Annotated in this window: 26 protein-coding genes; 22 read left to right on the top strand and 4 right to left on the bottom strand. The window is 42.3% G+C overall.

From position 1 onward, the window contains the following. Window position 1: 1 nt before the first annotated feature. The 5 genes from OV592_RS08275 to OV592_RS08295 all read left to right on the top strand — a co-directional run bounded on the left by OV592_RS08275 (window position 2) and on the right by OV592_RS08295 (window position 4,505). Complete coding sequence (locus tag OV592_RS08275; protein WP_406611057.1) at window positions 2-433, top strand: dTDP-4-dehydrorhamnose 3,5-epimerase; 432 nt, start codon at window positions 2-4, stop codon at window positions 431-433. Between the two features lies 1 nt (window position 434). Next, window positions 435-1,361 carry an NAD-dependent epimerase/dehydratase family protein gene (locus tag OV592_RS08280; RefSeq protein WP_406611058.1) on the top strand — a complete coding sequence of 309 codons (927 nt, stop codon included), beginning with the start codon at window positions 435-437 and terminating at the stop codon, window positions 1,359-1,361. Continuing rightward, window positions 1,361-2,161, top strand: a complete 801-nt coding sequence (locus tag OV592_RS08285; protein WP_406611059.1) for a glycosyltransferase family 2 protein — start codon at window positions 1,361-1,363, stop codon at window positions 2,159-2,161. Before OV592_RS08280 ends, OV592_RS08285 begins: the two co-directional genes overlap by 1 nt. A gap of 13 nt (window positions 2,162-2,174) precedes the next feature. Then, window positions 2,175-3,380, top strand: a complete 1,206-nt coding sequence (locus OV592_RS08290) for a hypothetical protein (protein WP_406611060.1) — start codon at window positions 2,175-2,177, stop codon at window positions 3,378-3,380. 135 nt (window positions 3,381-3,515) lie between these two features. Beyond that, window positions 3,516-4,505 carry a glycosyltransferase gene (locus tag OV592_RS08295; RefSeq protein ID WP_406611061.1) on the top strand — a complete coding sequence of 330 codons (990 nt, stop codon included), beginning with the start codon at window positions 3,516-3,518 and terminating at the stop codon, window positions 4,503-4,505. Between the two features lie 707 nt (window positions 4,506-5,212). Here the strand turns inward: OV592_RS08295 and OV592_RS08300 are convergent. Both OV592_RS08300 and OV592_RS08305 read right to left on the bottom strand, forming a co-directional pair. Beyond that, window positions 5,213-5,518 (bottom strand): tyrosine-type recombinase/integrase, encoded by a 306-nt coding sequence (locus OV592_RS08300; RefSeq protein ID WP_406611419.1) that lies wholly within the window; start codon window positions 5,516-5,518, stop codon window positions 5,213-5,215. A 25-nt stretch (window positions 5,519-5,543) separates the two neighbouring features. Then, entirely contained in the window at window positions 5,544-5,825 is a 282-nt protein-coding gene (locus OV592_RS08305; protein ID WP_406611062.1) for a hypothetical protein, read from the bottom strand. A gap of 403 nt (window positions 5,826-6,228) precedes the next feature. Between OV592_RS08305 and OV592_RS08310 the strand changes: the two genes are divergently transcribed. From OV592_RS08310 to ppiC, 4 genes are all read left to right on the top strand, one after another. Further along, window positions 6,229-6,297 carry a hypothetical protein gene (locus tag OV592_RS08310; RefSeq protein ID WP_406611420.1) on the top strand — a complete coding sequence of 23 codons (69 nt, stop codon included), beginning with the start codon at window positions 6,229-6,231 and terminating at the stop codon, window positions 6,295-6,297. 215 nt (window positions 6,298-6,512) lie between these two features. Further along, window positions 6,513-6,788, top strand: coding sequence for a sugar nucleotide-binding protein (locus OV592_RS08315; RefSeq protein ID WP_406611063.1), 276 nt, complete (start codon window positions 6,513-6,515; stop codon window positions 6,786-6,788). Window positions 6,789-7,185: 397 nt separating this feature from the next. Next, on the top strand, window positions 7,186-8,352 hold the full coding sequence (locus OV592_RS08320; RefSeq protein ID WP_406611064.1) for a nucleotide sugar dehydrogenase: 1,167 nt from the start codon (window positions 7,186-7,188) through the stop codon (window positions 8,350-8,352). Between the two features lie 114 nt (window positions 8,353-8,466). Continuing rightward, window positions 8,467-8,745, top strand: coding sequence for a peptidylprolyl isomerase PpiC (gene ppiC / locus OV592_RS08325; protein ID WP_406611065.1), 279 nt, complete (start codon window positions 8,467-8,469; stop codon window positions 8,743-8,745). A gap of 107 nt (window positions 8,746-8,852) precedes the next feature. Here ppiC and OV592_RS08330 read toward each other — a convergent pair whose 3' ends face one another. Continuing rightward, window positions 8,853-9,494 (bottom strand): glycine zipper family protein, encoded by a 642-nt coding sequence (locus tag OV592_RS08330; RefSeq protein ID WP_406611066.1) that lies wholly within the window; start codon window positions 9,492-9,494, stop codon window positions 8,853-8,855. Between the two features lie 281 nt (window positions 9,495-9,775). Between OV592_RS08330 and OV592_RS08335 the strand changes: the two genes are divergently transcribed. The 11 genes from OV592_RS08335 (at window position 9,776) to OV592_RS08385 (ending at window position 21,411) form a co-directional block, all read left to right on the top strand. Then, window positions 9,776-11,077 carry a lipid II flippase MurJ gene (locus OV592_RS08335; RefSeq protein WP_406611067.1) on the top strand — a complete coding sequence of 434 codons (1,302 nt, stop codon included), beginning with the start codon at window positions 9,776-9,778 and terminating at the stop codon, window positions 11,075-11,077. Next, entirely contained in the window at window positions 11,070-12,164 is a 1,095-nt protein-coding gene (locus OV592_RS08340; protein ID WP_406611068.1) for a glycosyltransferase, read from the top strand. The genes OV592_RS08335 and OV592_RS08340 overlap by 8 nt, the downstream gene beginning before the upstream one ends. After that, entirely contained in the window at window positions 12,164-13,303 is a 1,140-nt protein-coding gene (locus OV592_RS08345) for an O-antigen ligase family protein (protein ID WP_406611069.1), read from the top strand. Before OV592_RS08340 ends, OV592_RS08345 begins: the two co-directional genes overlap by 1 nt. Next, window positions 13,300-14,379: a glycosyltransferase gene (locus tag OV592_RS08350; RefSeq protein ID WP_406611070.1), complete on the top strand. Its 1,080-nt coding sequence runs from the start codon at window positions 13,300-13,302 to the stop codon at window positions 14,377-14,379. Before OV592_RS08345 ends, OV592_RS08350 begins: the two co-directional genes overlap by 4 nt. Then, entirely contained in the window at window positions 14,376-15,485 is a 1,110-nt protein-coding gene (locus OV592_RS08355) for a glycosyltransferase (protein WP_406611071.1), read from the top strand. Before OV592_RS08350 ends, OV592_RS08355 begins: the two co-directional genes overlap by 4 nt. Beyond that, window positions 15,482-16,618: a glycosyltransferase family 4 protein gene (locus OV592_RS08360; RefSeq protein WP_406611072.1), complete on the top strand. Its 1,137-nt coding sequence runs from the start codon at window positions 15,482-15,484 to the stop codon at window positions 16,616-16,618. The genes OV592_RS08355 and OV592_RS08360 overlap by 4 nt, the downstream gene beginning before the upstream one ends. Then, window positions 16,619-17,230, top strand: a complete 612-nt coding sequence (locus OV592_RS08365; RefSeq protein ID WP_406611073.1) for a sugar transferase — start codon at window positions 16,619-16,621, stop codon at window positions 17,228-17,230. It begins immediately after the preceding gene. Further along, window positions 17,227-17,847 (top strand): acetyltransferase, encoded by a 621-nt coding sequence (locus OV592_RS08370; protein ID WP_406611074.1) that lies wholly within the window; start codon window positions 17,227-17,229, stop codon window positions 17,845-17,847. The genes OV592_RS08365 and OV592_RS08370 overlap by 4 nt, the downstream gene beginning before the upstream one ends. Window positions 17,848-17,926: 79 nt before the next feature. Further along, window positions 17,927-19,102 (top strand): DegT/DnrJ/EryC1/StrS family aminotransferase, encoded by a 1,176-nt coding sequence (locus OV592_RS08375; protein WP_406611075.1) that lies wholly within the window; start codon window positions 17,927-17,929, stop codon window positions 19,100-19,102. A 26-nt stretch (window positions 19,103-19,128) separates the two neighbouring features. After that, window positions 19,129-21,027, top strand: a complete 1,899-nt coding sequence (locus OV592_RS08380) for a nucleoside-diphosphate sugar epimerase/dehydratase (RefSeq protein ID WP_016402496.1) — start codon at window positions 19,129-19,131, stop codon at window positions 21,025-21,027. Further along, window positions 21,028-21,411, top strand: coding sequence for an AAA family ATPase (locus tag OV592_RS08385; protein ID WP_406611076.1), 384 nt, complete (start codon window positions 21,028-21,030; stop codon window positions 21,409-21,411). It abuts the gene before it with no gap. Window positions 21,412-21,453: 42 nt separating this feature from the next. On the opposite strand, the gene OV592_RS08390 is transcribed toward OV592_RS08385, so the two are convergent. Next, a complete protein-coding gene (locus tag OV592_RS08390) occupies window positions 21,454-23,235 on the bottom strand; it encodes an AMP-dependent synthetase/ligase (RefSeq protein WP_406611077.1) in 1,782 nt (593 codons plus the stop codon). Between the two features lie 617 nt (window positions 23,236-23,852). Here OV592_RS08390 and galE point away from each other — a divergent pair. Together galE and OV592_RS08400 are read left to right on the top strand one after the other, a co-directional pair. Then, window positions 23,853-24,872: a UDP-glucose 4-epimerase GalE gene (galE, locus tag OV592_RS08395; protein ID WP_338625574.1), complete on the top strand. Its 1,020-nt coding sequence runs from the start codon at window positions 23,853-23,855 to the stop codon at window positions 24,870-24,872. 57 nt (window positions 24,873-24,929) lie between these two features. Next, window positions 24,930-25,991, top strand: coding sequence for a UDP-glucose--hexose-1-phosphate uridylyltransferase (locus tag OV592_RS08400; protein WP_406611078.1), 1,062 nt, complete (start codon window positions 24,930-24,932; stop codon window positions 25,989-25,991). Window positions 25,992-25,993 lie beyond the last annotated feature (2 nt).

Raw genomic sequence — 25,993 nt, forward strand, 5'->3', positions numbered from 1 at the left:
TATGATCAAAGGTGTCGCAGTTACCAAGTTGAAACAAATCGGAAATGAAAAAGGGGATGTATACCATGCCTTGAAATATTCAGATGGTCAGTTTCATGGTTTTGGAGAGGCTTATTTTTCTCATGTGTTACCAAATGAAATTAAGGGTTGGAAGAAACACTCAGAGATGGTTCTGAACTTAATCGTTCCTGTTGGTAAGATAAAGTTTGTTGTGTTCGATGATAGGCCTACTTCAGACTCCTGCGGAGAGTTTTTTGAGATTGTTCTTGGTCCCAATAATTATTATCGATTAACAATTGCAAAGGATTTATGGGTGGCTTTTCAAGGCGTTGAAAGTGGCGATAATATTCTGCTAAATATTGCTAATATTGAGCATGATCCTAATGAAAGTACAAATAAAGAATTATCCGAGATAGGTTATATTTGGGAGTAATATGAGGGTATTGATTACAGGAGGCCAAGGTAACCTTGGCCTTTGGCTGACAAGATATTTTCTAGAGAAAGGTCACGATGTTGTTGTTGTTTCTCGCAAGCAAAAAATCCAGGTTGATCACGAAAACTTCACTTTTACCTCTGCTGATATCACGAATTTGGATTCATTGAAGTCTGCTATCTCAATTTATTTTGATGTTTGTATACACGCTGCGAGTTATAACGAGCATTTCCATGAGGCGTATGCAGAGAAAGCTCTATTAGTTAATAGCCTAGGAACGGAGTATCTTTGCCAAGCACTGAATGTCAATGGTGTGGGTAAGTTAATTTACCTTAGTACTTTTCACGTTTACGGTGTCAATGATGGCGTTATTTTAGAGAATACACCCGTCAATCCTATTAATGACTATGGTTTAACGCACTATTTTGCAGAAAAGTACATCCAAAAGCATGGTACAACATCTAAATTAGACTATTCAATCTTACGTCTTACAAATGGTTACGGTTGCCCAGTAGACCGCCATACTGATAAGTGGTACTTGCTCTTAAATGATTTGTGTCGTCAAGCAATAACTAGTAATAAATTAGTTCTTTCTAGCAGCGGGCGTGCTCGCAGAGACTTTATTTGGATGCAAGATGTTTGCAATGCTATCGAACTGATATCGGCTGACTGTGCCAGAAAGGATAAGGTATTCAATTTGAGTTCCGGTATGAGCTTCAGCGTCATGAGCGTTGCAGAGTATGTGCAAAAAGCTTTTTTAGATTTACATGATGTTTTTATCCCTATTCAAGTAAATGAAAATGATCTGGCAGTTTATAAAGATTTAGTCGTGTCTAACGAAAGACTAAAAAACACAATAAACTTGGAGTTTAGTGATCGAATATATTATGAAGCAATTAATATATTGAAGATGTTAGGTGGTGAATAATGAATTTAGAACCTTTAGTTTCAATTGTTATGCCTGTGTACAATGCAGGTGGCTACCTCAAAGAGACAATTGAGAGTGTTTTAAATCAAAGTTATAGTAATTATGAACTGATTTTAGTTGATAATGGTTCTACGGATAATAGTGTCAGTGTTGCGAAGGGCTTTTCCAACCAGATTAATATGAAGATTGTTACTCTGGAAACTAATTCGGGTGGGCCGGCAAGGCCTCGAAATGTTGGTATGGAGAATTCTAATGGAAAATATATAGCATTCTTAGATTCTGATGACGTTTGGTCAAGCGATAAGCTAGATAACCAGATTGGTTTCATGGAGAGAAATGCCTCCAACTTCACTTGTACATCTAGGTTTCTAATTGATAAGGATTCTAAACGTAAGAATAGGTTTATTGATAAACTGTTTCCATCTAAATATGGTCAATACGGCTTGAAGCAGTTGTTAGTGCGTAATGATATAACAACTTCGTCGGTGGTTGTCAGCCGTGAATTGGTCAAAGATTTTAGTTTTAGTGAGTTGAGTTTTTTGAAGTGTGTCGAGGATTATTATCTTTGGTTGTCTCTTATCAGTGATGATAAATGCGTCTTTTTCCATTTGAAGGATAAATGTGTTAGCTATAGGTGTTTTGGAGATTCTCTAAGTATGCAGGATAGTCGTTATATGTTATTATCCAAGTCGTTATTGGCATCTTTTTTGCTATTTGTCGAAAAAAAAGACTTCAGGTATGTTTTTTTTAGTCTCAGTTCTCATTTTCTGCGCATGATTTTTCTCAGGTTTAAAGCTTGAAGTACTGATCTTATTGTTAGGAGTATTAAATCATGTGTTTTCGAGTATGAATGCTTTAAATAGTAGTAAGTCTAAATACTACAGCGCAACCATTTTGGTTTTTTCTGCTTATCTTTACGCATTGTTATCAGACCCATTTATTTTTCTATTTTTTCTTCCTTTCGGTCTTAGAATATTGGTTTTGGTGGTTCCTTTGTTCTTTGTTTTTTATTCTTATGTTATTAAAGGAAGGTGGGATTATAAGGTTCTGATTTTTGCATACTTTGGTATTGTACTCGCTTATTGCTTTAAAAATCTGGACGTTTCTGGAACTATAGTAAAAAACACAGCTCAGTTTGCATTTTTGTTGTCATTGTTTTTGTACTCTCGTCAACACTTGATGAATCGTAAGTTTTTAGTTACGTGGCTTTGGTTATGGAGTTATATTGGTGCATGCATACCAATTTCGTTTCTTATCTTTCATTTAGATATATTCAGTTTCAACCCAACGCCATTATCAGAGAATCCTGGAGATGCTGATTATTATTATAGCCACATCCCATTGATTGGGAACTTTGTCAATTATTCTTTCCTTGGTATTAAGGTTCCAAAATCGTCTTGGTACGCATTTGAACCAGGAATGATTGCTTATTTTTTCGGATTTAATGTACTGCTTTCTACATATCTAGATGAACCTGGAAATGCTAGAAATGGAGTTGGTTTTTTCAAATATTCAAACTTATTAGGTGGATTATTTACATTTTCCTCAACATTTATTTTGTTTTTACTTTTCTATCTCTCCTATATGTTTTTCGTGAAAAGTAAATCTGTCCTGGTTAAGGGCTTTTTGTTGTTATCCGGTGTTGGTATAGTTGTTTCTTTCGTTGCGTTCGTTATTAGTAGTGGTTTTTTGGAAGCCAGTTCCTTTGGGGATAGAAGTGTTAGGATTGGTAACGGCGTGGAGATGTTGTCGCGCTCTGATATTTATAGCTTATTGTTTGGGAATGGGTTGGGAAGTTCGGTAGAGATTTACGGCTCAGGATTGTCCTCTGGATTATTGTCTCTAATAGTAGAGCAAGGCTTGATAGTCTTTTTTTTCACTATGGTTGTAGTTTTTTCTCTGTTACGTGGTAAGTTTGATTTGTTTGCCTACTTTTCATTCTATTTGGTTACCTTTAATCCGGTTTATTATCCTATGACGGCGATCGGTTTGATTATTGCTTTTAATTGTAAAAAATAGCTTTACGGCATAACTTCGGGTTTTTAGTTTTATATGGGTAATGTAGTCAAACGATTCGTAATTGTTCAGAATTCAGTTAAGACGGTTCTTCTTTTTAGGAGTAACTATATTTTAGAGTTACTAAAGTATGGCGAGGTGGTTGTAATTGCGCCAAACGACGATTCTTATTCAAAGCAAAAATTAGAAAGGTTGGGGGTTTTCGTATATGGTTTACCAAACATGCTAGGACTTCGCAGTAGAGTTTGGTGCATAGCTAAAATGAATTCTCTTGTTTTACGTGAAAGGCTGAACGGTTCTATTTTTGTTTGTCATTTTCTGGTCACTTTTTTATCGGTTTTTTTCTCTTTGACACCTTTTAACAGTAGAGCTGTGGTATACACTGAGGGTCTAGGTAGTATGTTCTCAAACAGCAAGCTCTTGCAATCGATTGTAAAGCTACTTCTTACTAAAAATCAATTAACGCGTTTGTTTTGTAATAAATCCGAGCGGCATCTTATCGGATTGGAAGGCGATGAGGTTACCGGTGGTATTGGTGTCGATGTGAGTGTTTTTCCGCCAAAACCACAAGTTTGTGATGTTGTACATTATGAATTGCTATATATTGGAAGGCTGATTAAAGATAAGGGTGTGAACGATGCTATTGATGTTCTTAGATTTCTTCTCAATGTTGATATTAAGGTAAAATTAAATTTAGTTGGTGATATTTACCCAGGAAATCCGTCGTCGTTAACGGAAGCGCAAATTCAGGCACTTAATGTTGAGTTTGGTGAATCTATTAATTTTGTCGGTTTTACGGAAGATGTACTGAGTTGGTACACTAGATGCCATGTACTGCTGTTACCTTCTAAACGGGAAGGTTTTCCCGTTTGTGTTATGGAGGCTAACTCAGTTGGTCTGCCATGTGTTGGGTATAATGTCCCGGGTGTGAGTGACGCCATTGTAAACAACGTTAATGGTCTATTGGCGGAGTATGGTGATACAAGCCAGTTGTCTAAAATTACACAGTCTCTATTAAATGTTGGCGAGCTAAATAGATACCGATGTACATCTCGGAATTATGCAGTAGAGCATTTCGACATTGAACCTAAAACACAAAGGTTGGTTACTCTTGTCAATGATTTATAGTTTCACGAGTTTTTCATAGGATTTACACAGATGTGACTTCGTGGCGTGTTTGAAGGGTAAGGTAAGTGGTTAGATAGTCATATCTTAACCGTTCGCCAGCAACTGATTGATAAATAACGAGACGCCCGTCATTGGTCGCCATATTCACATAGATTGTTCTTCTTCGCTTCTCGATTTGGACATATTCAGCGTAATCTCCAGCAAATGGCGGACCACTGCGGTGAAGGGCTTACCGTTCATATCAGCCAATGGTTAGTGCTGTCAGTAAAAGTGATATTCGCTTACTGAAAGTGAGCTTCAATCTTTGACTAAAGACTTTAGACACTATAAGGAGACGGGTCAAAAACCAGAATTTTTTGGTCGAGATGAAGCTTATGATCATCCCTGCATATTTCGGAGCATTCCGATCAGTCATTTTGGGATTATCCGATCCGGCGTTTTTCAAGGAAGTTATCGCCTCAGCTGTTAGGCTTACCTCATAATAGTTCTCCTTGCATCAATGTATTGAATGCCTGGCCATCGATGCGCGATGCGTTGGCTACATAAGGAGCGTATACATCGAACAGTAGCAGCATATTACTGTGGCCGAGCATATGAGAAATGTAGGCTGGGTTTTCTTGCGCAGCGATGTGCAATACCGCGGCGGTATGCCTTGTCTCATAAGGGCGGCGACGTTTTAAGCTAGCTTTGGCGAGGGTGGGGTACTATTATTGTTGGGAGACAAATTTGGTACCCAATCCGTTGCCATTGGCTTGGCAAAAGACAAACGATGAATCAGCGTTGTTGCGCATTTGTCGGCGTTTAAACGCATCATATAGTGCATCACACAGGATGAGATCGCGGCGTGATTTCGGGGTTTTAACGTCGCCGAGTTCTCCGGCCACCAGGTTTTGCCGGATTTTGATCAGCCGATGCTCAAAATCGATATGGTGCCACTGCAGGGCATGTACTTCACAGCTTCGCATACCAGTCCAAAATCGCACCAAAAAGTAATCTCGCCACAGCGCTGGCACGTGCGCCAAAAATTGCTGCACTTCTTTAAGGGTGAGCGGTGATGGATGATTCGGCCGGCTCTTCCTTAAAGGCTTTGTAGCGGCGAAATGGATAATCAAACTGATACTCTTCTGCGGCCAAGCTTATGATGGCAACCAGCGGCCAAATAATGTGATTAATGCGTTTTCGGGTCAGCGTAGAGCGCCCACCTCGCGCCTTTTGCTGTGTTAGGCGGTTACGAAAATAATCCAGTTGAGACAAGCTGATGTCACTCACCAGCACATTGCCAAACTCTGGGATCAGGTGTCGGTCGAGCGTATTACGCACGGTCTTTTGATAACTGGTTTTCCATTTGGCTTGCTGGCGTTCAAACTATTGAGCATCGCCAAGGTTTAAAAGTCGCCTGCATAGAAGAAATTGCTTTTAATCAAGGTTGGCTGAGTCAGTAGGGGCTGCAAGCTCAGGCTGATGCCCTGATAAAGACAGATTATGGACAATACTTACAACGCTTGTTAGACGAGAAGCGCGCTCAAACGCTAAGTCAGTTATTGAATTAAAGCGCGCATAGTGAATGTTATAGATACTTGTATCAGTGATGTAAAAATCATCGAGCCTAAAGCGTTTGGCGATGAGCGCGGTTTTTTTAGAGACCTTTCAAGCTTAGAGTTATAAAACGCTGTTAAATATTGACTTAGACTTTGTGCAAGACCATTCTCGCTCTAGGCTTGGGGTGTTGCGCGGCTTACATTTTCAAAATAAAAGCAAAGCCACAACGCAAGTTGTGTGCAGCCGCGTTTGATTCTGTTTTAGTTATTCGGCCTGACTCTTCCAACCTCGGTAATTGGGCCAGAGCAATTCTGATTAAAGACTGCAAGCGCTAGCTTTAGGTGTCGCTAGACTTAGTCCATGGTTTTGTGGAGACTAGAGGCGTGGCGGATTTTGAATGCAAGTGGACTGATTATTAAGACTAGAGTAATGAGCGCAACTCAGCCTAGGGTGACAGTGAGGTAGGCATTGAATGGCCACTTAAAGGCGTTCAGCTCTCCAATAAAGAAAAGCATAGGAGTATGCAGGAACTATTCGCGCAATGATAGTATTGCTTACCGGTGCAAACGATCAGTTAGTCGCATACTTACAAGGTTTAGCCAAATAGCACGATCTTTTATTGTGAATGCCGCAGCACATACATCAGTAGATAAAGCGCAAATTAAGCTTGAGCTAGCCGGCACAATTAACGCAAAGGAACTTAAATACTTAGCAAAAATGGCGAGTAATACGAGCCAGATGTGATTGCTGACCCACTTATGCAGGGGGAAGTCGCTCTTATTTTGGGGTGTTGTTAGCAAACCAAGGGCGGCAAACTGCTTGGAGCAGTTACCGCGATTGTGGGGGCACTAATGGCATGGGGTTACCCAAGCAAATTTGACCGAAGGCTTAGCCCAAGACAAGTAGACCAACGCGGTGAAGCTAAATGTGATTAAAACCGAAGATTATCCACTACCTGTGCCGTGCCCCGCATACTCGGTGATGGATTGTGCTAGTAAGTTCGAGGTTTAGGGGGGAGTGAGTTACGTAGCGCATTATCTCGTGTTGTTATCATGTTTTAATGGTAGGGCAAATGTTTAAGCTGTAAAGTGTCACAGTAGTTAATTAGCATTATTATGCCCAGTCTTACAGAGAAGAATTAATGAAAATAACAGTAGCTGGTACAGGTTATGTAGGTCTGTCCAACTCTATGTTGATAGCACAGCACCACGAAGTGGTTGCTGTAGATATCGTTGCTGATAAAGTTGCCTTACTTAACAACAAAAGATCACCTATAGTTGATGCTGAAATCGAAGATTTTCTCACAAATAGAACTCTCAATTTTACCGCTACGCTCGATAAAAAGCAGGCTTATGTAGGTGCAGATTACGTGGTCATTTCCACGCCTACAGACTATGATCCTGAAACTAACTATTTTAATACCAAATCGGTGGAAGCGGTGATTGCCGATGTATTAGAGATTAACCCGCAAGCGGTGATGGTAATTAAATCTACCGTGCCAGTGGGATACACCAAATCGGTTCGGGAAAAATTTGGTGTAGATAATATCATCTTCTCTCCTGAGTTTTTGCGAGAGGGCAGGGCGCTGCACGATAACTTACACCCTTCACGTATAGTGGTGGGGGAAGAGTCAGAACGTGCGCAAGTGTTTGCTGATTTATTGGTCGAGGGGGCAGTAAAAGAAAACATTGATGTACTGCTAACTGACTCTACTGAAGCAGAAGCCATTAAGCTTTTTGCTAATACTTATTTAGCGCTGCGCGTTGCTTACTTTAATGAATTAGATACTTACGCAGAAACCCATGGATTAGATAGTCGCCAGATTATCGAAGGGGTCGGCCTAGACCCACGCATTGGTAATCACTATAACAACCCTTCTTTTGGTTATGGTGGCTACTGTCTTCCAAAAGATACTAAACAGTTACTGGCCAACTATAAAGATGTACCTAATAACATTATTGGCGCGATTGTTGATGCTAATACTACTCGTAAAGACTTTATTGCCGAATCAATAGTAAAGCGTAACCCTAAACGAGTAGGGGTGTATCGCTTAATCATGAAGTCGGGCTCGGATAACTTCAGAGCTTCGAGTATTCAGGGAATAATGAAGCGGATAAAAGCTAAAGGTATTGAGGTGGTGATTTACGAGCCGGTGATGGAAGAAGAAGACTTTTTCCATTCTAAGGTTTATCGTGATCTTGAAACGTTTAAACAAGATTGTGATGTTGTAATCGCAAATCGAATGGTTGACGAGATCAAAGATATCGCTGACAAAGTGTATACTCGTGATCTGTTTGGTAGTGATTAAGTCTACAGATTTGTACTGAAGCTAGAGCCAAGGTATGCGCCTTGGCTTTTTTGTTCGAGCTATGCTCAACAGCCGGCGAGGTAGAGTATAATCCGCCTTTTCTTTGGAGTAATTATGGCTAGAACCGCAGCAGCTTTACATATTTTGGTTAAGCACAAGGAACAAGCTGAGGACATTATGGTTCAGCTTAAAAAAGGCGCCAAGTTTCAAACCTTAGCCAAAAAGCATTCTAAGTGCCCCTCTGGAAAACGGGGCGGTGATTTAGGTGAGTTTCGGCGCGGACAAATGGTGCCGCAGTTTGACAAGGTATGCTTTAGTGGCGAAATACTTGTGCCGCACTTAGTTAAAACTAAGCACGGCTGGCATGTTGTTAAAGTGCTTTATCGAACTTAATCTTCGACAGCTTTCTTGTTTATAGTTAGCTTTAGGCTTGAAGCGCTAGCTACATAGTTATCCCTCTTAGAGCTATTCATTTCAGCTTGTTAAAGTACCAGTTGAAACTACGAGCAGCTTTCTGGAAGATTGTGCTCGAGTCTAATCTGTTTCAGTTTACTTAAGCTTTCTGACAACTCTGTTTGGGCTTCTAGTACATTGCTCACTTGTTTGTCCAGCTTGATAATCTCTGCATAACTGGCATTTAACTTATCAACATCTCCTGTTTCGGCATAGCTAAGCGCTTCTAGCCACACCCCTGCTTCTTGGTAATGTGGCTCGCTGGCGGCTTTGGATAACTTAGCTTTACTTAACGCGCTAGAGTAATCACATTTAGCCAATGCAACTATGCCATCAACAGCTGGTTCGCCAATAGCGGCAATAAGCTGTTCTTTACTTGGTAGTTGACCGGAGCTGTTTTCAGTCGTTTGTTGTGGTGCTTCTTTTGCAGAGCTTTGTTTAGCATCTTGCACTGCCCCTACTGCAGCGCCTGATGCTGCACCTACCGCTGCGCCTCTCGCGGCTGATTCCAAAGGATCGCCGCCCCAAATTAAGCCTGAGACCAACCCGCCAGCAGCGCCTGCCAAAGCACCTGTCCCAGCGCCTTCTGCAGTATTAGCGCAGCTAATGAGATTAAGTGAGCCGACAAAAATCACACTAGCGATTACAGTCCGCTTGAGTTGATTGATAAACATAAAATAATTAGTCATTAATCTTCCTTGATTATTGAGTCTCTCATCGCTTTACATGAAAATTGCTGAATATCTTAGTTTCTAATGCTGATATTAATGCCTAGCCCTGGTACCAAATACATAGTTTTGGTAGTTGCTTCACGACTTGACGTTTTAACCTGTATTTAACAACTTTTTGCTTTGGGCGTGAAAACAATCAGTGTTAGTGTAGCAGTATTAATGTACTAAGGCGCTATTAACTAAAAGGATTTTAGTTGAGCTAGCTATATAGGTTAGTGCTGCTGTAATGGAAGAGCTAAGTGTTTAAGAAGTTACTGCTAACGGGTTTACTTTTATCGATGTTGTCGGTGTTAGGTAAAGCTTTAGCTTTTTTTCGAGATATTCTATTTGCTAGGGAAGTAGGCTTTAATGCTCAGTTAGATAGCTATTTATTGTTATTTGCTATCGCGATGTTTGTTATCAGTATTGTAACCGGAGCTTTGAATAGTTTACTGGCTTCTTTTCTAAAACGTCATCAATTCAATTTCAACCATTTTTACCGCCAGTTTTCACTCTTGTCCGTCGTGCTAACCATATTGTTTGCGTTTTTGTCAGGATATATTTTACCTCGGTTTATTTATAGCCCTTCTCAAGTTGAACCTTTGGTTTACTTTAGCTTTGTGGGGGTCGTCGCGGCTGGCTTACTGCAGGCACCTTTAATCGCATCACTTACCGCTAAAAAACAGTTAGCTTTTTTGGGGGCATCTCAACTGATAATGCCGGCTTTCGGCCTAACGGTAGTTATCGTAGTTATGCTAGCAGGTAAAACTCTCACTATTTCTTACATTGCCTTGGCTCTCTTACTCGCTTACCTGCTGCATTTCTTCATCTTAGTATTTAAGCATTGGCATTTGAGTCAATTAGGTCGAGAACTCTACTCAACAGGTGCAAAACATAGCACTAAACCATTATTTAAAGAGTTTTTGTGGTTGGTTTTAAGCTCAAGCCTTCTCGCAACCTTACCCTTGATCGATTTGGGCTTTGCTAGCCAACTTAGTGAGGGGAGTGTGAGTGTATTAGGTAATGCCTACAAATTTGTCGCTGTTGCTCAAAGCGTATTGGCAATGAGCATCGGTAGCATGTTGATACCACACATGGCTGAATGGATCGAAAGTAAAGATTTACTCAAGGCTCGGCTTACTAAGGCTATTGGGTTGGCGGCAGTACTAGGAACTTGTGTTGCTGGGGCCCTTTATATCATCCTACCTCTTGTTATTCCTTTTATGTTTAAAGGCAGTGAAGTTGAGCGCATACAGGCTGACGAATTGGTGAGAATTGCTCAGCTTTATACATTGCTTGTGCCTCTATATTTGCTTGGCATGGTCTTATCTCGATGTGTAGTGAGTTTAGGTAAAGCTCAAATGATGTTGCTGATAAATCTTATGGCATTTTTGTTAAACATTGTTCTGGATTACTTGATGAGCCGTTGGTTTGGGCTTAGTGGCATTGCCTTAACCACATCCATTATTTATTTGGTCTCTGTCTGCCTACTGGCCTATTTGCTGCGAGATATATTGCTTCCATCTTCTAATAGGAAATTAAGGACCCAGCACCTTGGCTAAACTTACTATTTTGGTTCCTGGTCTCGCTCAAGGCGGTGCGGAGAGAGTCGCTTGCGAACTTGCCTCTCAATTTGCCGATAACAATCATGATATTGCTTTAGCGACTTTATTTACTAGTTCACCTGTTTTTGAGGTAAGCCCTAAGTTAGCTATTCACCCACTTCGTCATCAGCAACACTTCCACTTTAAAGGTGCGGGCTTGATTGAGAACATACTTACGATAAAAGCTATTAGGCGGTATGTATTGTCCCATGGCGTAGAGCGTTTAATGGTATTTACTCATCGTTTAGCGTGTTTAGCTTTTTTTGCTACTAGAGGGACAAGGGTTGAGATTTACTGTGGTGAAGTGAGCAATCCTCTAATTGAAAGGCATGGCCCATTGTGGCAAAGGCTCACTCGTTATTGCTACGCTCGTTTTGATGAAGTAGTACTACAAACAGACACCATTAGAAAAGCCTTAGCAGACTGGCGGCCACAGGGTTACCAAGTTATTGGTAATAGCACCGCTATTGCTACTTTAGGAGCCCCAATTAAGGCGCAAGTTAACTCTAAGAAGTTAGTGTTTATTGGCCGCCTAACACCGGAAAAAGGCTTACAAGATACTTTACACGCGCTGGCACTCACCCCTAAAGACAAACGATGGCCATTAGATATTTACGGTTCTGGTGAATATCAGCAGCAGCTGTCAGAGCTCATCGTAAAATTAGGTTTAGAGTCCTGTGTAACCATGCATGGTCCAACTAATAAAGTAAAAGAAAAGCTGCAACAAGCTAGCGTATTTGTTATGAGCTCTTATAGGGAGGGATTTCCTGTGGCGTTGCTTGAGGCGCAGGCAATGGGTCTGCCGGTAGTGAGTTATAAAACCTTATTTGGCCCAGAAGATATCATTGAGCATGAAGTTACTGGTTTATTGGTTTCACTTAAGGATGTTAAAGCCCTAAGTGAAGCGCTGCTGCGCATTTTCGAATTGCCTGACAATGAGTTGCTGGCGTGGGGAGAGCAGGCTGCTTATTTATCTAATAAACGTTATCACCCAGATATTATTTATGATAAATGGGAAGGCCTGTTGTTTAAGGGTAACGCATAGTGAGTTTTAGGCAGGTACTTAATTGGCTCTCAATGATAGTGTTTGCCATGCACTTGTCCGCGTTGGATTTATATCTAACCCGTTTAATTCCCGGTTTTTCTTATGTGGCATTGCTTGGCATGCTCGGTGTATCGGTTTTATTTGCATTATTTGATAAGCGCTTTCTCGTATTCCCTAAAACACAATGGTTGCTACTTAGCATGTTGTTAGTTAACTCATGCTACGGTCTGTCATTTATCGCTAGCCCACCGGTTAATTTGTCTAATGCTGCTTTTCCTTGGTTTCATTTAATCTGGTTGATGGTGCTATTCAATTGGTTTAGTACAGTTTCTTTGGCAACGGTACAGCGTGCTTGTTGGATATCGTTAATACTTGCTTGCGCTTCAATTTGGGGAGATGTTGTTAATCCAGGCACCTTTTCTAATTTGGATTATCGCGCAGCCGGGTTTGCTGGGGACGCTAATGATGGCGCAAGAGCCTTGGTGTTTTCATTGGCTGGAGTACTATTGTGTCGAAATAGTCGTAGTGGTTTTACTTGGCAAGAGTCTTTAGTTGTTTTATTTACGTTGTTTACCGTATTGGCTACTGCTTCTCGAAGTGGCTTATTACTATATACCCTCGTTATTTTGGGGTTCTATTCAATGATCTCTTTTCGAGCTAAATTAGGCTTTGTTATTTCTGGTTTATTGTTTGTATTGGTTGCTTTCCAAGCAAACCTAGGTGATAGCATCAACTCAAGAGCACTAGATCGACTATCCCCTTCTAGTCAGCAAGAGCTAGTTAGTAAAGATTCCTCTCGTTTAGATGTAGTGTTTGAATATTTAGAGATAATTGCGACCAATCCTTTAGGAATTGGCCGAGAGGGCAATGCGCAACGTGAAGTGAATGCTCACAATACCTTACTTAATATAGGTGCTGAAGCCGGTTTATTAGCAGCCTTGGGTCTTCTGCTTGTATTGTTCAGTCTTGCTAATCTTACTCGTATTTATCCTTTCAGCCTTTGGGGCTGTTTAATGCTAGTGCATATAGGTGTGGTTTTCTCTACTTCAAACGTATGGTACAGCCGAAGCTGGTTAATGTTTATCGCAGTAATGGTCGCCGCCGCTATGTATCAATACCAAAGGAATGAACAACAATGAGCCCATTGGCTAAGTTACCAGGTAACGGTTGCGACATCCTTATCTTTAGCTCCAGCTTCCACCAAGGAGGAGCGGAGCGCTTAGCTGTTACTTTAGCGAATTTATTGGCTTCGTATTGGTCTGTTGAGTTTCTTTCATTAAATGGTCAAGGTCCTTTTAGGCAAGAGTTAGATGATAGGCTAAGTTGTCACATTGTGGGCCAACCATCGTCTTTAAAAGCCATTCCTTTGTTGGCTAATCAACTGAAAAAAATAAAACCTAAAGTGGTGTTTTGCTCGCAAAGCCATTTGGCTTTTTCGATGTTGTGGGCAATTCGTTTGAGTGGGGTAAAGTGTAAGTTGGTTGCCAGAGAGGCATCTTGTCCTTCTACAAACCTACTAAGTATATCTTCATGGTTAAAACGCGCTTGGGTAAAAAATAGCGCCAAGTACGCTTATCGGAGAGCTGATTATTTGATTGCACCGGCAAAGTATGTTGCTTGCGATGTTAGCAATTACTTCGACCTGGATAGGGTTATTCAAGTATTGGCCAACCCATTAGATAAAGATATGGTGAATAATCAATCCCTAGCGCCCTGCGAACACCCATGGGTGGCAGATGAACAGCCTTATGTTTTAGCAGTGGGGCGCTTAGTTCCAGAGAAAGACTACGAGACCTTAATCAAAGCCATTGCTTTGTGTCAAAAGCAGCAAGTAACCCGCTTGATCATATTGGGGGAAGGCCCTTTGCGCGAAAAGCTTGAAGCGCTGGTCCAAGAGCTAGGGTTAAGCGATGTGATATCCCTAGCGGGATTCGAAAAAAATCCATTTTATTATATGAAGCATTGTCAGGCATTTGTTTTGAGTTCATTAGTTGAGGGGATGCCAAATGCTTTAGTTCAGGCACAGTTTTTAGGAGCTCGCTGTATATCGAGTGACTGTCCTGGAGGTGCTATTGAGTTATTACCAGAACAAAACTATTTTCCGGTAGGAGATGCTAAAGCATTAGCCAAGCTCATCCTTAATCCGCCAAGCAATAGCCAGAGTAAGTTATTAGAAAACCAAGGCTTTGTACCATTTTTTGAGAATATATTGTGACAATACTTCATTTTATTACCAACTTTGCCCTTACCGGTGGCGCTGAAAAAATGTTAGCGAATTTGGTTAATAACCAGCCGCAGCATAAGCATGTTATTGTTGCATTGATGCAAGCTTCAATTAAGAACCGTTCGCTAATTAAACAAGATAGTAGGGTAGAGTTTGTTAGCTTGAACGCCAAGGGGCCAGTGAGTATGTTACTTGCTGTGTTTAAGTTGCATCGCTTGGTTAAACAGTATGATGTATCTTTAATTCAAAGTTGGATGTATCACGCTAATGCGATATCTGGCTTATATAAACAACTATTTTCCTCTAAACTCCCTCTGTTTATGGGGATTCATCACTCGCTAGATAAATACCAAGATGAAAAAGTGAGTACCCGTATCGCACTGTGGTTAGGTAGGCAAGTTGCCCGTAAAACTCAGCAGATAATTTGCTGTAGTCAGCGCAGCGTTCAGCAGCATATTGCTTATGGTTACCCTGCCGATAAGATGCAATTCATTGCAAATGGCTATCAGTTTGAACAAGTTGACTCATTAAGAGTGCAAGCCCAATTTGTCAGCGTAATTGGTGCGGCTGGGCGTTGGCACCCCGCTAAAGATTACGCCAACCTAATTGCAGCACTTGCGCCTGTTTGTCGGGCAAACGCTACGCTTTATCTGAAAATTGCTGGCCGAGACGTTAATGATCAAAATGACGAGCTAAAGGCAATGCTTACACGCTATGAATTTCCTAAAGAGCAATGCATGTTGCTTGATGAAGTAAGTGATATGGCAAGCTTCTATCAAGATATAGATGTTTTTGTATTGCCTTCCAAAACTGAAGGTTTTCCTAATGTACTGGTTGAAGCCATGAGCCATGCATTGCCTTGCATTACTACTGATGTAGGTGATGCGGCATTCATATTAAGTAAACCTGAGTGGGTAGTGGCCCCGCAGACTCCTAAAGACTTGCAAATCGCAATTGAGAGTATTATCGCCCTTAATCACGTTGAGCGACAAAGAATGGCCTATGATAATCAGGCCAGGGTTTTAGCTGAGTTTTCTATAAGTGATATTAGTCAGCGTTACCTAGGAGCATACCAACGGGCGGAGCAACAGAGATGAGCCGAGTACTTGTAATCGCCAGCTTTGCTGATTCCATTTTAAGCTTTCGTGGTGATTTGCTTAAAGCGATGCAGCAGCAGGGGAAAGAAGTACATATTGCAGCGCCAGACTTTTCTCTAGAGCAAAAAAAAGCCCTAGTTGAATTGGGCATTACCCCGCATGTTTATACCTTGCAGCGTACTGGTTTAAATCCAATAAAAGATGCTGCCAGTGTGTGGTCGCTATTTCGTTTAATTCGCAGACTAAAACCTCAGCAAACGCTTGCTTATACCATTAAGCCGGTCATCTATGGAGCGCTTGCTGCTCGCTTCGCTGGTGTAAAAAGTATTTACTCGATGATTACCGGCTTGGGTTACGTATTTACTCAGCAGAATACAATTAAACAAAAAGTGCTGCATTCCCTGGTTAGTCTTTTGTATAAATCAGGCTTAGCCTGCTCAAACGGGGTGTTTTTTCAAAACCCAGATGACCGTAAGCTGTTTGTTGATAAGGGCTTAGTACCAGAGCAAAAAACCAAGCTAATTAACGGCTCTGGGATTAATTTGGCGCGTTTCCCACTGCTAAGTTTACCCGCTATAGATCGCCAGCAGCCCCAAATACACTTTTTGTTAATTGCTCGGCTGCTTAAAGATAAAGGTGTTGAAGAATACGCTGGCGCTGCACAAAAGCTTAAACAGCAAGGTTACCAATGTGTTTTTCATTTGGCTGGTTGGATTGATGATAACCCGAGCGCGATAGCTCAAGCCGATTTAGATACTTGGATTGAAGAAGGTACTGTTAAGTATCACGGCCGAATAGAGGATGTGGCTGGATTAATTGCTCAATGCCATGTTTATGTTCTGCCATCTTACCGTGAGGGTACGCCTCGAACGGTTTTGGAAGCAATGAGTTGTGGCCGAGCAATTGTTACCACCGATGCGCCAGGCTGCAGAGAAACCGTGACGGAAGGGTTGAATGGTTATCTCGTGCAGCCGCAAAGTATCGATTCATTAGTCGAGGCACTAAAACGTTATTTCGAGCAACCTGAGCTGCTTACTCAACAAGCCGCTAAAAGCCGTCAACTTGCAGAGCAGCGTTACGACGTTCGTTTGGTTAATCAACAAATCTTGCAATACATGGATGGAGAGAGCTAGTTGTTTAAGGACAAGGTGTTTTACTTTTTTGAACGGATCGCTGCGGCAATTTTGTTGGTGTTATTGTCTCCGTTATTTTTGTTGCTCTGCTGGCAGGTAGCCTCAAAGCTCGGTAAGCCGATTTTTTTCACTCAGCTGCGCCCAGGATTACACGGTAAAGCGTTTAATATGATTAAGTTTCGCAGCATGCGCGATGATAAAGATGCTCAAGGTAACTTACTCTCCGACGCAGAACGACTAGGCTCATTTGGCCGCGCACTTCGAGCAAGTAGCGCCGATGAACTGCCAGAGTTGTGGAATATTGTAAAAGGTGAAATGAGCTTTGTAGGGCCTCGTCCATTGCTTATGGAATATTTACCCCTGTACTCGCCTGAACAGGCAAAGCGACATGATGTTAAACCGGGGATAACTGGTTGGGCGCAAATTAATGGTCGTAATGCATTAAGCTGGCAGGAAAAATTTGAGCTGGACGTTTGGTACGTTAATAATCGCTCCCTTATCTTAGATATCAAAATACTGATACTTACCGTGAAAAAGGTGTTTGTGAGAGATGGTGTGAGCGCAGAGGGCGAGGCAACCATGAGCAGATTTACTGGGAACAGTGAATCATGAAATTAGCTATTTATGGAGCCGGAGGACACGCCAAAGTTGTGGTTGAGTTAGCTAAGCAGTTGGGTTATCAAACTATTTGTTTGTTTGATGAGTGCTGGCAAGAGCTTGGCGAAACCGAAGGTTGCCAAGTGATTGGTGGTTGGGCTGAGATGCTCACCTTTGTTACCACCAATACCGATTACGCCGTGCACGTTGCTATTGGCAATAATTCCACACGCTTGAGCCGTTTACAGCAGCTTCAACGGTTAGGCCTTAAACTACCGATACTGATTCACCCTAAAGCCTATGTGTGTGCCTCGGCGCGACTTGGTGAGGGCAGTGTGGTAATGGCTAATTCAACAATAAGTGTAGGGGTTAGTTTAGGTATCGGTAATATTATAAATCATAATAGCTCAGTTGATCACGATGTTCAGTTAGGTGATTGTGTACATATTTGCCCAGGTGTTCATCTCGCCGGAGAGGTGAGTGTGGGAGACGAAAGTATGTTAGGAATTGGCTCTTGTGTTATTCAGGGAATTGTCATTAAGGAGCGAGTATTGGTAGGGGCTGGCGCGGTAGTGGTAAAAGATGTGAAGTCTGCTGAAAAAGTGTTCGGTAACCCAGCTAAAACGCCTTAATTCACACTACTAAAGTTGTAGATTGAGTAGTTTTACAGCAATATAGGGAAGGTGTTTTAAAGGACTAAAAAAAGTAAAAATGCGAGATTTACCTTCTTGGCCAAGCTTTACAGAGCAGGAAGCTCAAGCTGTAAGTGATGTACTGCTATCAAATAAAGTTAACTATTGGACAGGTACCCAAGGCAAAACCTTTGAGAAAGAGTTTGCTACTTGGGCAGCAACCAACCACGCAGTCGCTGTTGCAAATGGCACCTTAGCTTTAGAGCTAGCCCTGCGTGCTTTAGGCGTTACCTCAGGCGATGAGGTGATAGTTACCTCGCGAACCTTTATTGCCTCGGCCAGTGCCATCGTAAATGTTGGCGCTAAACCTGTTTTTGCCGATGTTGATTTAGCCAGCCAAAATATCACCGCAGAAAGCATAAACGCAGTTCTTAGCAAAACAACTAAAGCCATTATTTGTGTGCACCTTGCGGGTTGGCCCTGTGAGATGGATACAATCAACCAGCTTGCCAAACAGCATAATTTGTATGTGATTGAAGATTGCGCGCAAGCCCACGGTGCTCTTTATCGCGGTAAACCAGTGGGTGGGTTAGGTGATGTAGCTGCGTGGTCATTTTGCCAAGATAAAATTATGACCACGGGTGGTGAAGGTGGCATGGTCACCACCAATGATAAGGCTTTGTGGGAAAAAATGTGGTCGTATAAAGACCATGGTAAGTCTTACGACACCGTGTTTAATAAAGCGCACCCACCTGGATTTCGTTGGCTACACGAGAGTATTGGTAGCAATTGGCGGATGACTGAGATGCAAGCTGCTATTGGTCGTATTCAATTGACTCGCATGGCCGATTGGCAAAAGCAGCGTCAAGCTAATGCGATGCAGCTAGCTAAATGCTTAGCTGAATATCCTTTTATTACAATCCCTAAGCCCCCCAAGCATATTCAACATGCGTTCTATAAGTTTTATGTGTTTGTTGATAGCAATCAACAAACAGTAAGTCGCGATCAAATTATTGACGCACTAAATGCAGCAGGAGTGCCTTGTATGCAAGGTAGCTGCGGAGAAGTGTATTTAGAGAAGGCGTTTGACGGCTTAGATGTGAGGCCGCAACGACCATTAACTAATGCTAAACACTTAAGTGATACAGCCATTATGTTCATGGTTCACCCAACCATTACTACGCAGGATATGCAGCATTTATGCGACCTTGTTGAAGATTGCTTAAGCCGTATATCTTCAGAGATAGCTGTTTGACTGGATTTGTCTAAAAAGGAATTTAGATGTTACCGCAATTTAATTTGATGAGTTTATTCGAGCGGCCAAGTCGTCGACAAAAAGTTGCGCTGATTTTTTCGCTCGACATAGTCTTTTTAAGTTTAGCTTTTTGGGGCGCACTTTGGGTACGCTTTGAGAGCCACCATTACTTTTTTGACACGCCAACCTGGATAACTTTTGGCTCGGTAATTGTCACAACGCTGGTGGGCTTTTGGTATTTTGGCCTTTATCGGGCGGTGCTTCGTTATATCAATGAGAAGAACTTACAAGCAATCTTGTTTAGTTTTGCCAGTGCCACCCTTTTAATGATTGTCACCTCATTTTACTTACAAGCGGTGATTCCTCGTACAGCCCCGTTCATTTATTTAGCTTTTGGCATAATTATGTGTGGCGGAGTGCGCTTTGCTATTCGTTACTTATTTGTGTGGATAGAAAACAGTACTAAACAAAATGTAATTATTTTTGGTGCTGGAGACAGTGGTCGCCAGTTATTACAAGCTATTGGTCAAGGTGATGATTTTCAGGCGGTAGCATTTATTGATGATAAGAAAGAATTGCGTCATTCCTTGATTCACGGTTTAACCGTTTATCCTCCTCAACAATTACCAATGTTGATTCATCGCTTCCATGTCAGCAAGGTTCTATTGGCTATTCCAAACGCCGGTAAAAAGCGTCGTTCCGAAATTCTTACTTCCCTTGCTGATTTAAATACCGAAGTTCTCACGGTTCCTCGTTTAAATGATTTGGTGACCGGTGAAGCTAAAGTTGACCAAATCAAAGAGGTAGAAATTGAAGATTTATTGGGGCGCGAAGCAGTAAGCCCTGATTCTCATTTAATGGACAGTTCTATTCGCCATAAAACCGTGCTGGTAAGTGGTGCTGGTGGCTCTATTGGTTCTGAGCTTTGTCGTCAAATCATCCAGTATAGGCCCAAGCGTTTGTTGCTTGTTGAGCGCTCAGAAGTGGCTTTATATGAAATTGAACGTGAACTAATAAAACGTTGTGAAGCCTTAGCACTTAACGTTGAACTGGTGCCATTGATGATTTCAGTTCAGCATTTACCACGATTAAGTGCCATGATGCAGGCCAATAATGTAGATACGGTGTATCACGCTGCTGCTTATAAACATGTGCCCTTAGTTGAACAAAACGTGGTTGAAGGTGTATGTAACAATGTGTTTGGTTCTTACAATATCGCCCAAGCCGCAATTAAAGCAAAGGTAAGCACCTTTGTATTGGTATCAACCGACAAAGCGGTTAGACCAACCAATGTAATGGGAGCAACCAAACGTTTGGCAGAGCTAGTGATGCAGAGCTTAGCTGAACACCAGTCAGAAACTACCATTAGCATGGTGCGTTTTGGCAATGTATTGGGCTCGTCTGGCTCGGTTATTCCTTTGTTTAAAGAACAAATTCGTAAAGGCGAAGACTTAACCATTACGCACCCAGACATTATTCGCTACTTTATGACAATTCCAGAAGCTGCTCAGTTGGTTATTCAGGCGGGATCAATGGCTAAGGGCGGCGAGGTTTTCGTATTGGATATGGGCGAACCAGTTAAAATTGCTGAGCTTGCTAAACGCATGGTTCACCTTTCTGGTTTAGAGGTAAGGGATGAAGCCAATCCTGATGGTGATATTGAGCTTAAATATACCGGATTGCGCCCTGGCGAGAAGTTGTATGAAGAGTTACTGGTGGGCGATGATGAGCGGCCAACCGATCACCCACGTATTCTTACGGCTAACGAGAGCTTTATGCCTTGGGCAGAGTTGATGGCTTTGTTTGATGAGCTAAACCAAGCATGTGAAGCCATGGACGAGCAAGCGGTAATCGCATTATTAAAACAAGCACCTTTAGCCTATTGCCAAGAGCAAGATAAGCCACAGCTTAAGGCTGTGTCGTAATTGAGCCGCTCGCCGCTAACGCTTACCTTAATCCGAGGTTTGCCGGGTAGCGGCAAGTCTACCTTAGCCGCCACTTTAGATGCAGTTCATCTAGAAGCCGATATGTACTTTGTTGATAAACAAGGCACATATAATTATCGCGCCGAAGATATTGGGCTGGCCCATCAATGGTGCCAGCAACAAACCGAGCAGCAATTAGCCTTGGGCAATAATGTGGTGGTGGCGAATACTTTTGTAAAACAGTGGGAGATGCAAGCTTATCGCGACTTAGCGCTTAAGTATAAAGCTGTATTAGAAGTAAAGTGTTGTAACGGCCGTTTTCCCAATATTCATGGGGTAAGTGACTTAGTGATAGAAAAAATGCGGAATAGCTGGGAAGATTAGGAAATAAAAAAGGCGCTAGTAGCGCCTTTTTTATTTGAAGCATTATGCTGTTTTGGGCTCTGCGTACATTGCGCTTATTTGCTCAGCAAAGCGGCTCTCAATCACTGCTCGACGCAGTTTTAAAGTAGGTGTCAGTTCACCTTGTTTCATACAAAACTCACGTGGCAGTAGGGTAAACTGCTTTACTTGCTCAAACCTAGCCAGGTTGGTTTGTACTTGCTTTAGTCTGGCTTGAATAAGGTTTTTGATTTCTGCATTCTCAAGCAGTTCGTTTCGATGCTGCCATTTAATACCTAGTTGTTTAGCGTGTAGCTCTAGGGCTTCAAAAGCTGGAACAATCAAGGCTGAAACAAAATGGCGTGCGTCGGCAATAATGGCCACCTGCTCAAATAAAGGTTCGCGAATCAATGCGCCTTCTACTCGCTGGGGGGCAATGTATTTCCCTCCAGAGGTTTTCATAAGCTCTTTAATTCGTTCGGTTAACACTAGGTTACCTTCCGCATCTAGTTTTCCTGCATCGCCGGTATGTAGCCAACCATCTACAATGGTGTCGGCAGTGGCTTGTGGCTTATTAAAGTAACCACGCATTACGGTGTCACCTTTAATTAAAATCTCTCCTTGCTCAGAGATTTTTACCTGTAGCGCTTCTAAAGGCTGACCAATGCTGCCGATGGTCTTTTTAGTTTGGCTGTAACAAGATACCGTAGCGGTGGACTCAGTCATGCCATAGCCATAGTTAATAGGGATATCAAGGCTTTGAAAAAAGCTGTTAATGTCGTCTGCCAATTTAGCCCCCGAGCAGGGCAGTAACCTAGCTGGGCCAAATATTGCGCGAAGTTTCTTAAGCACAAGTTTGTTGGCAAGCGCATAGCGTACCTTTAGCAGCAGGCTAGGTGTTAGATTACTTTGCTTTGCAGCCAACCGCTGTTGAGCCACGCTTAAGGCCCAATTAAATAGCACTTGTTTAGTTTTTGGGGCCGCGGCAACTTTCTGCAAAACGGCAGCATGAATTTTTTCATAGAGGCGCGGCACACTGCACATTAGGGTTGCTTGGCTACGTGGCAATGCTTCTTGAATTTGAGCTGGATCCTCTAGGTAAATATTGCTCGCACCACGATACAAGATGTAATAAGTCCAAGCTCGCTCAAATACGTGACTTAGCGGTAAAAAGCTTAGTGATACATCGCTAGCTCTAACATCTAGGCGCTGGTCATGCATGGCAAAAGCTGCTGCAAAGTTAGCGTGGTCAAGCATTACACCTTTGGGTTCACCAGTAGTGCCAGAGGTGTATATAAGTGTTGCAAGGTCACTCATTTGTTGATTTTGTTGACGCAATAACAGCGTTTGCGCTTCGTCTGCTTCACCTAAACAAAGTAGCTGTTGCCAGCTCAATACGTTTTCTAGTTGAGTGAGCGGACTTTCTTCAAAACAAATAAGTGTTTCAATTTGTCCTGCATCTAACAGCTTTAAGCCTATCTCTATTTGCTCTTGCTGGCCCACAAATAATATTTTGCAGCCCGCATCCTCTAAAATGTATTGGCTTTGCTCTAGCGTGTTGGTTGGGTAAATGGGCACTACACAACCGCGCGCCGCTAAAATGCCTAAATCGGTGATAGTCCATTCAGGCATGTTGGGTGACATAATTGCCACGCCTTGCTGTTCTTCATGACCTAGTTTAATTAAGCCTTTTGCTACTTGCGTCCATTGCTGCGAGAAATCCTTCCATGTAAAACACTGCCAAGCTTGGTTGCGCCAAATTTTTAGCGCAACCTGATCTAACTGTTGCTCAGCTTGTTGGCTAAGCAAGTTAACGATGTGCTGCATGTAATTACCTTTATGAGGATGAGGGCGAATAGCCATAATTAGGGGGGCTATTCTAGGTAGTTTTATTTGAGCGAACAAGTGTAAGCTAAACAGAACCGAAATATTATTTGGGTTTTATAGTGAAATTGTGGGCAATTACCGCATATCAATATGACAAATTGGCTATATGGCCAAGTTTTATACAAAAGCTAGGTGCTGCTCATATATAAAGGGAACATAATCGAATTATGTCATTTACTGCTATCCTAATAGTTAGGTAAACGTTGTCTTTAGTGTGTTGCAATAAGTTATTGAGGGTAATAGTTTCCCTTGGTGAGGGCTATTACCCACAAAGAAACATACTAAAAGATTGCTGAAGTGGCTAAATGACAGAGCTGATAAGCTTTTATGGCGCAGCTGCTGTTGTTTACCCAAGGCTATGTTTGTTGGTGCTTGTAAGATGATGTGAGGCTGTTTATTTTGTACTAAATCGCAAAAATTGCCAATAATTAAATTACTTTATATTTAAAAGTGGAAACGTTTACCCTTTCGTGCTTCAATATACTTATTCGAAGCTGTTTAAGCAGTTTTTTGTAGAACTGGGTGCAGCATAAGCTGTACAGATTTTGGAGAACGTGATGAATAAGGTCTTGGTTACAGGCGGTATGGGCTACATTGGCAGCCATACTTGTGTACAACTGATTAATGCTGGTTTAACCCCCATTATTCTAGATAACCTATGTAACAGTAAGCGTGAAGTACTTGCACGAATCGAAACCTTAACCAAACAACAACCTGCTTTCTACCAAGGTGACGTGCGAGACCGCACGGTACTAGAAAAGATCTTTAGCGAACATAATATCGATTCTGTCATCCATTTTGCGGGCTTAAAAGCAGTAGGTGAGTCGGTTGAGAAGCCTTATGAGTACTACGACAATAACGTAACAGGTTCGTTAGTACTCATTGATGTGATGCGTAAAGCTGGCGTAAAAAGCATTGTATTTAGCTCTTCGGCTACTGTGTACGGCGAGCCAAGTGTTATGCCAATCAACGAAGATACTCCAACCGGTGATGTGACTAACCCTTACGGTCGAAGTAAGTTTATGGTGGAAGAGTGCTTCCGCGATATTCAACTCGCGGCGCCAGATTTAAGCGTTACCTTACTGCGCTACTTTAACCCTGTTGGCGCTCATCCTAGTGGCTTAATGGGTGAAGACCCTCAAGGTATTCCAAATAACTTAATGCCGTTTATTGCGCAAGTTGCGGTAGGGCGCCGAGAGAGTTTGTCAGTATTTGGTGATGATTATCCAACCCCCGACGGCACTGGCGTTCGCGACTACATTCACGTTATGGATTTAGCTGATGGCCACGTTGCAGCCTTAACCAAAATTGGTGAGCAAGCCGGTTTACATATCTTCAACCTCGGAACCGGTAAAGGTAGCTCTGTGCTTGAAATGGTAAAAGCATTTAGCGCAGCTTGCGGTAAAGATATCGCTTACCAAATTTGCCCGCGCCGTAATGGCGACATTGCTGAATGCTGGGCCGCCACCGATAAAGCGGAAAAAGTTTTAGGCTGGAAAGCCACTCGTAGCATTGATGACATGACCGCTGATACCTGGAATTGGCAGTCAAATAACCCTAAAGGTTACGACCAGTAAAAGTTTAGAAAACAGAAAGCACTTTTGTGAGTGCTTTTTATGGAGTAAGAAAATCTCATGTTAGACACTCAATTCGACCCAACAGAGCATCCGCACCGTCGGTACAACCCGTTAACTGGACAGTGGATCTTAGTTTCTCCGCATCGTGCTAAGCGCCCGTGGAGCGGCCAAGATGAAACCCCGTCTACAGCTGAGCTTCCTAGCTACGACGAAGGCTGTTTTTTGTGTGCAGGTAATACCCGAATTTCTGGCGATGTAAATCCAGATTATAAGGGGACTTACGTATTTGGAAATGACTTCGCGGCATTGATGACGGATTCACCCGACGTGCCTAAGTCAGCCGATCCCTTGTTTACCAGTATGGAAGCTCGTGGTTTAAGTCGAGTGATTTGTTTTTCTCCCGACCATAGCAAAACCTTACCCGAGCTTGCGGTACCCGCGATTCGAGGTGTTATCGACACTTGGAATGAGCAAATCGAAGAACTTGGTAAAGACTACCTTTGGGTTCAGGCTTTTGAGAACAAAGGTGAAACCATGGGCTGTTCTCAGCCTCATCCTCATGGCCAAATTTGGGCCAACAGCTTTTTACCTAATGAGATTGAGCGTAAAGACAAGCATTTACGAGAGTATTACCAGCAACACGGCAGTAACCTTTTGGTTGACTATGCAGCAAAAGAACAAGCTGATGGTGTACGAACGGTTGTTGAAACCGAGCATTGGCTGGCTGTAGTACCTTATTGGGCTGCATGGCCGTTTGAAACGATGCTATTGCCTAAAGCGCATATTCGTCGAATGAGCGAACTGTCTGATGAGCAACGTGACGACTTGTCTCTTGCCATTAAAAAGTTGACTAGTCGCTATGACAATCTGTTTAAGTGTTCATTCCCTTACTCAATGGGTTGGCATTATGCGCCTTTCTTTAAGGAAGGGGACACATCTACAGAGCATTGGCAATTACATGCCTTGTTCTACCCACCGCTATTACGTAGCGCCAGTGTGCGCAAGTTTATGGTGGGCTACGAAATGCTAGCAGAAAGCCAGCGAGACTTAACCGCCGAACAAGCGGCTGCAAAGCTTCGAGACCTAAGTGATGTACATTATAAAGAACAAGATCAGTAAAG

This window comes from Agarivorans sp. JK6 (assembly GCF_045277145.1).
Taxonomy (GTDB): domain Bacteria; phylum Pseudomonadota; class Gammaproteobacteria; order Enterobacterales; family Celerinatantimonadaceae; genus Agarivorans; species Agarivorans albus.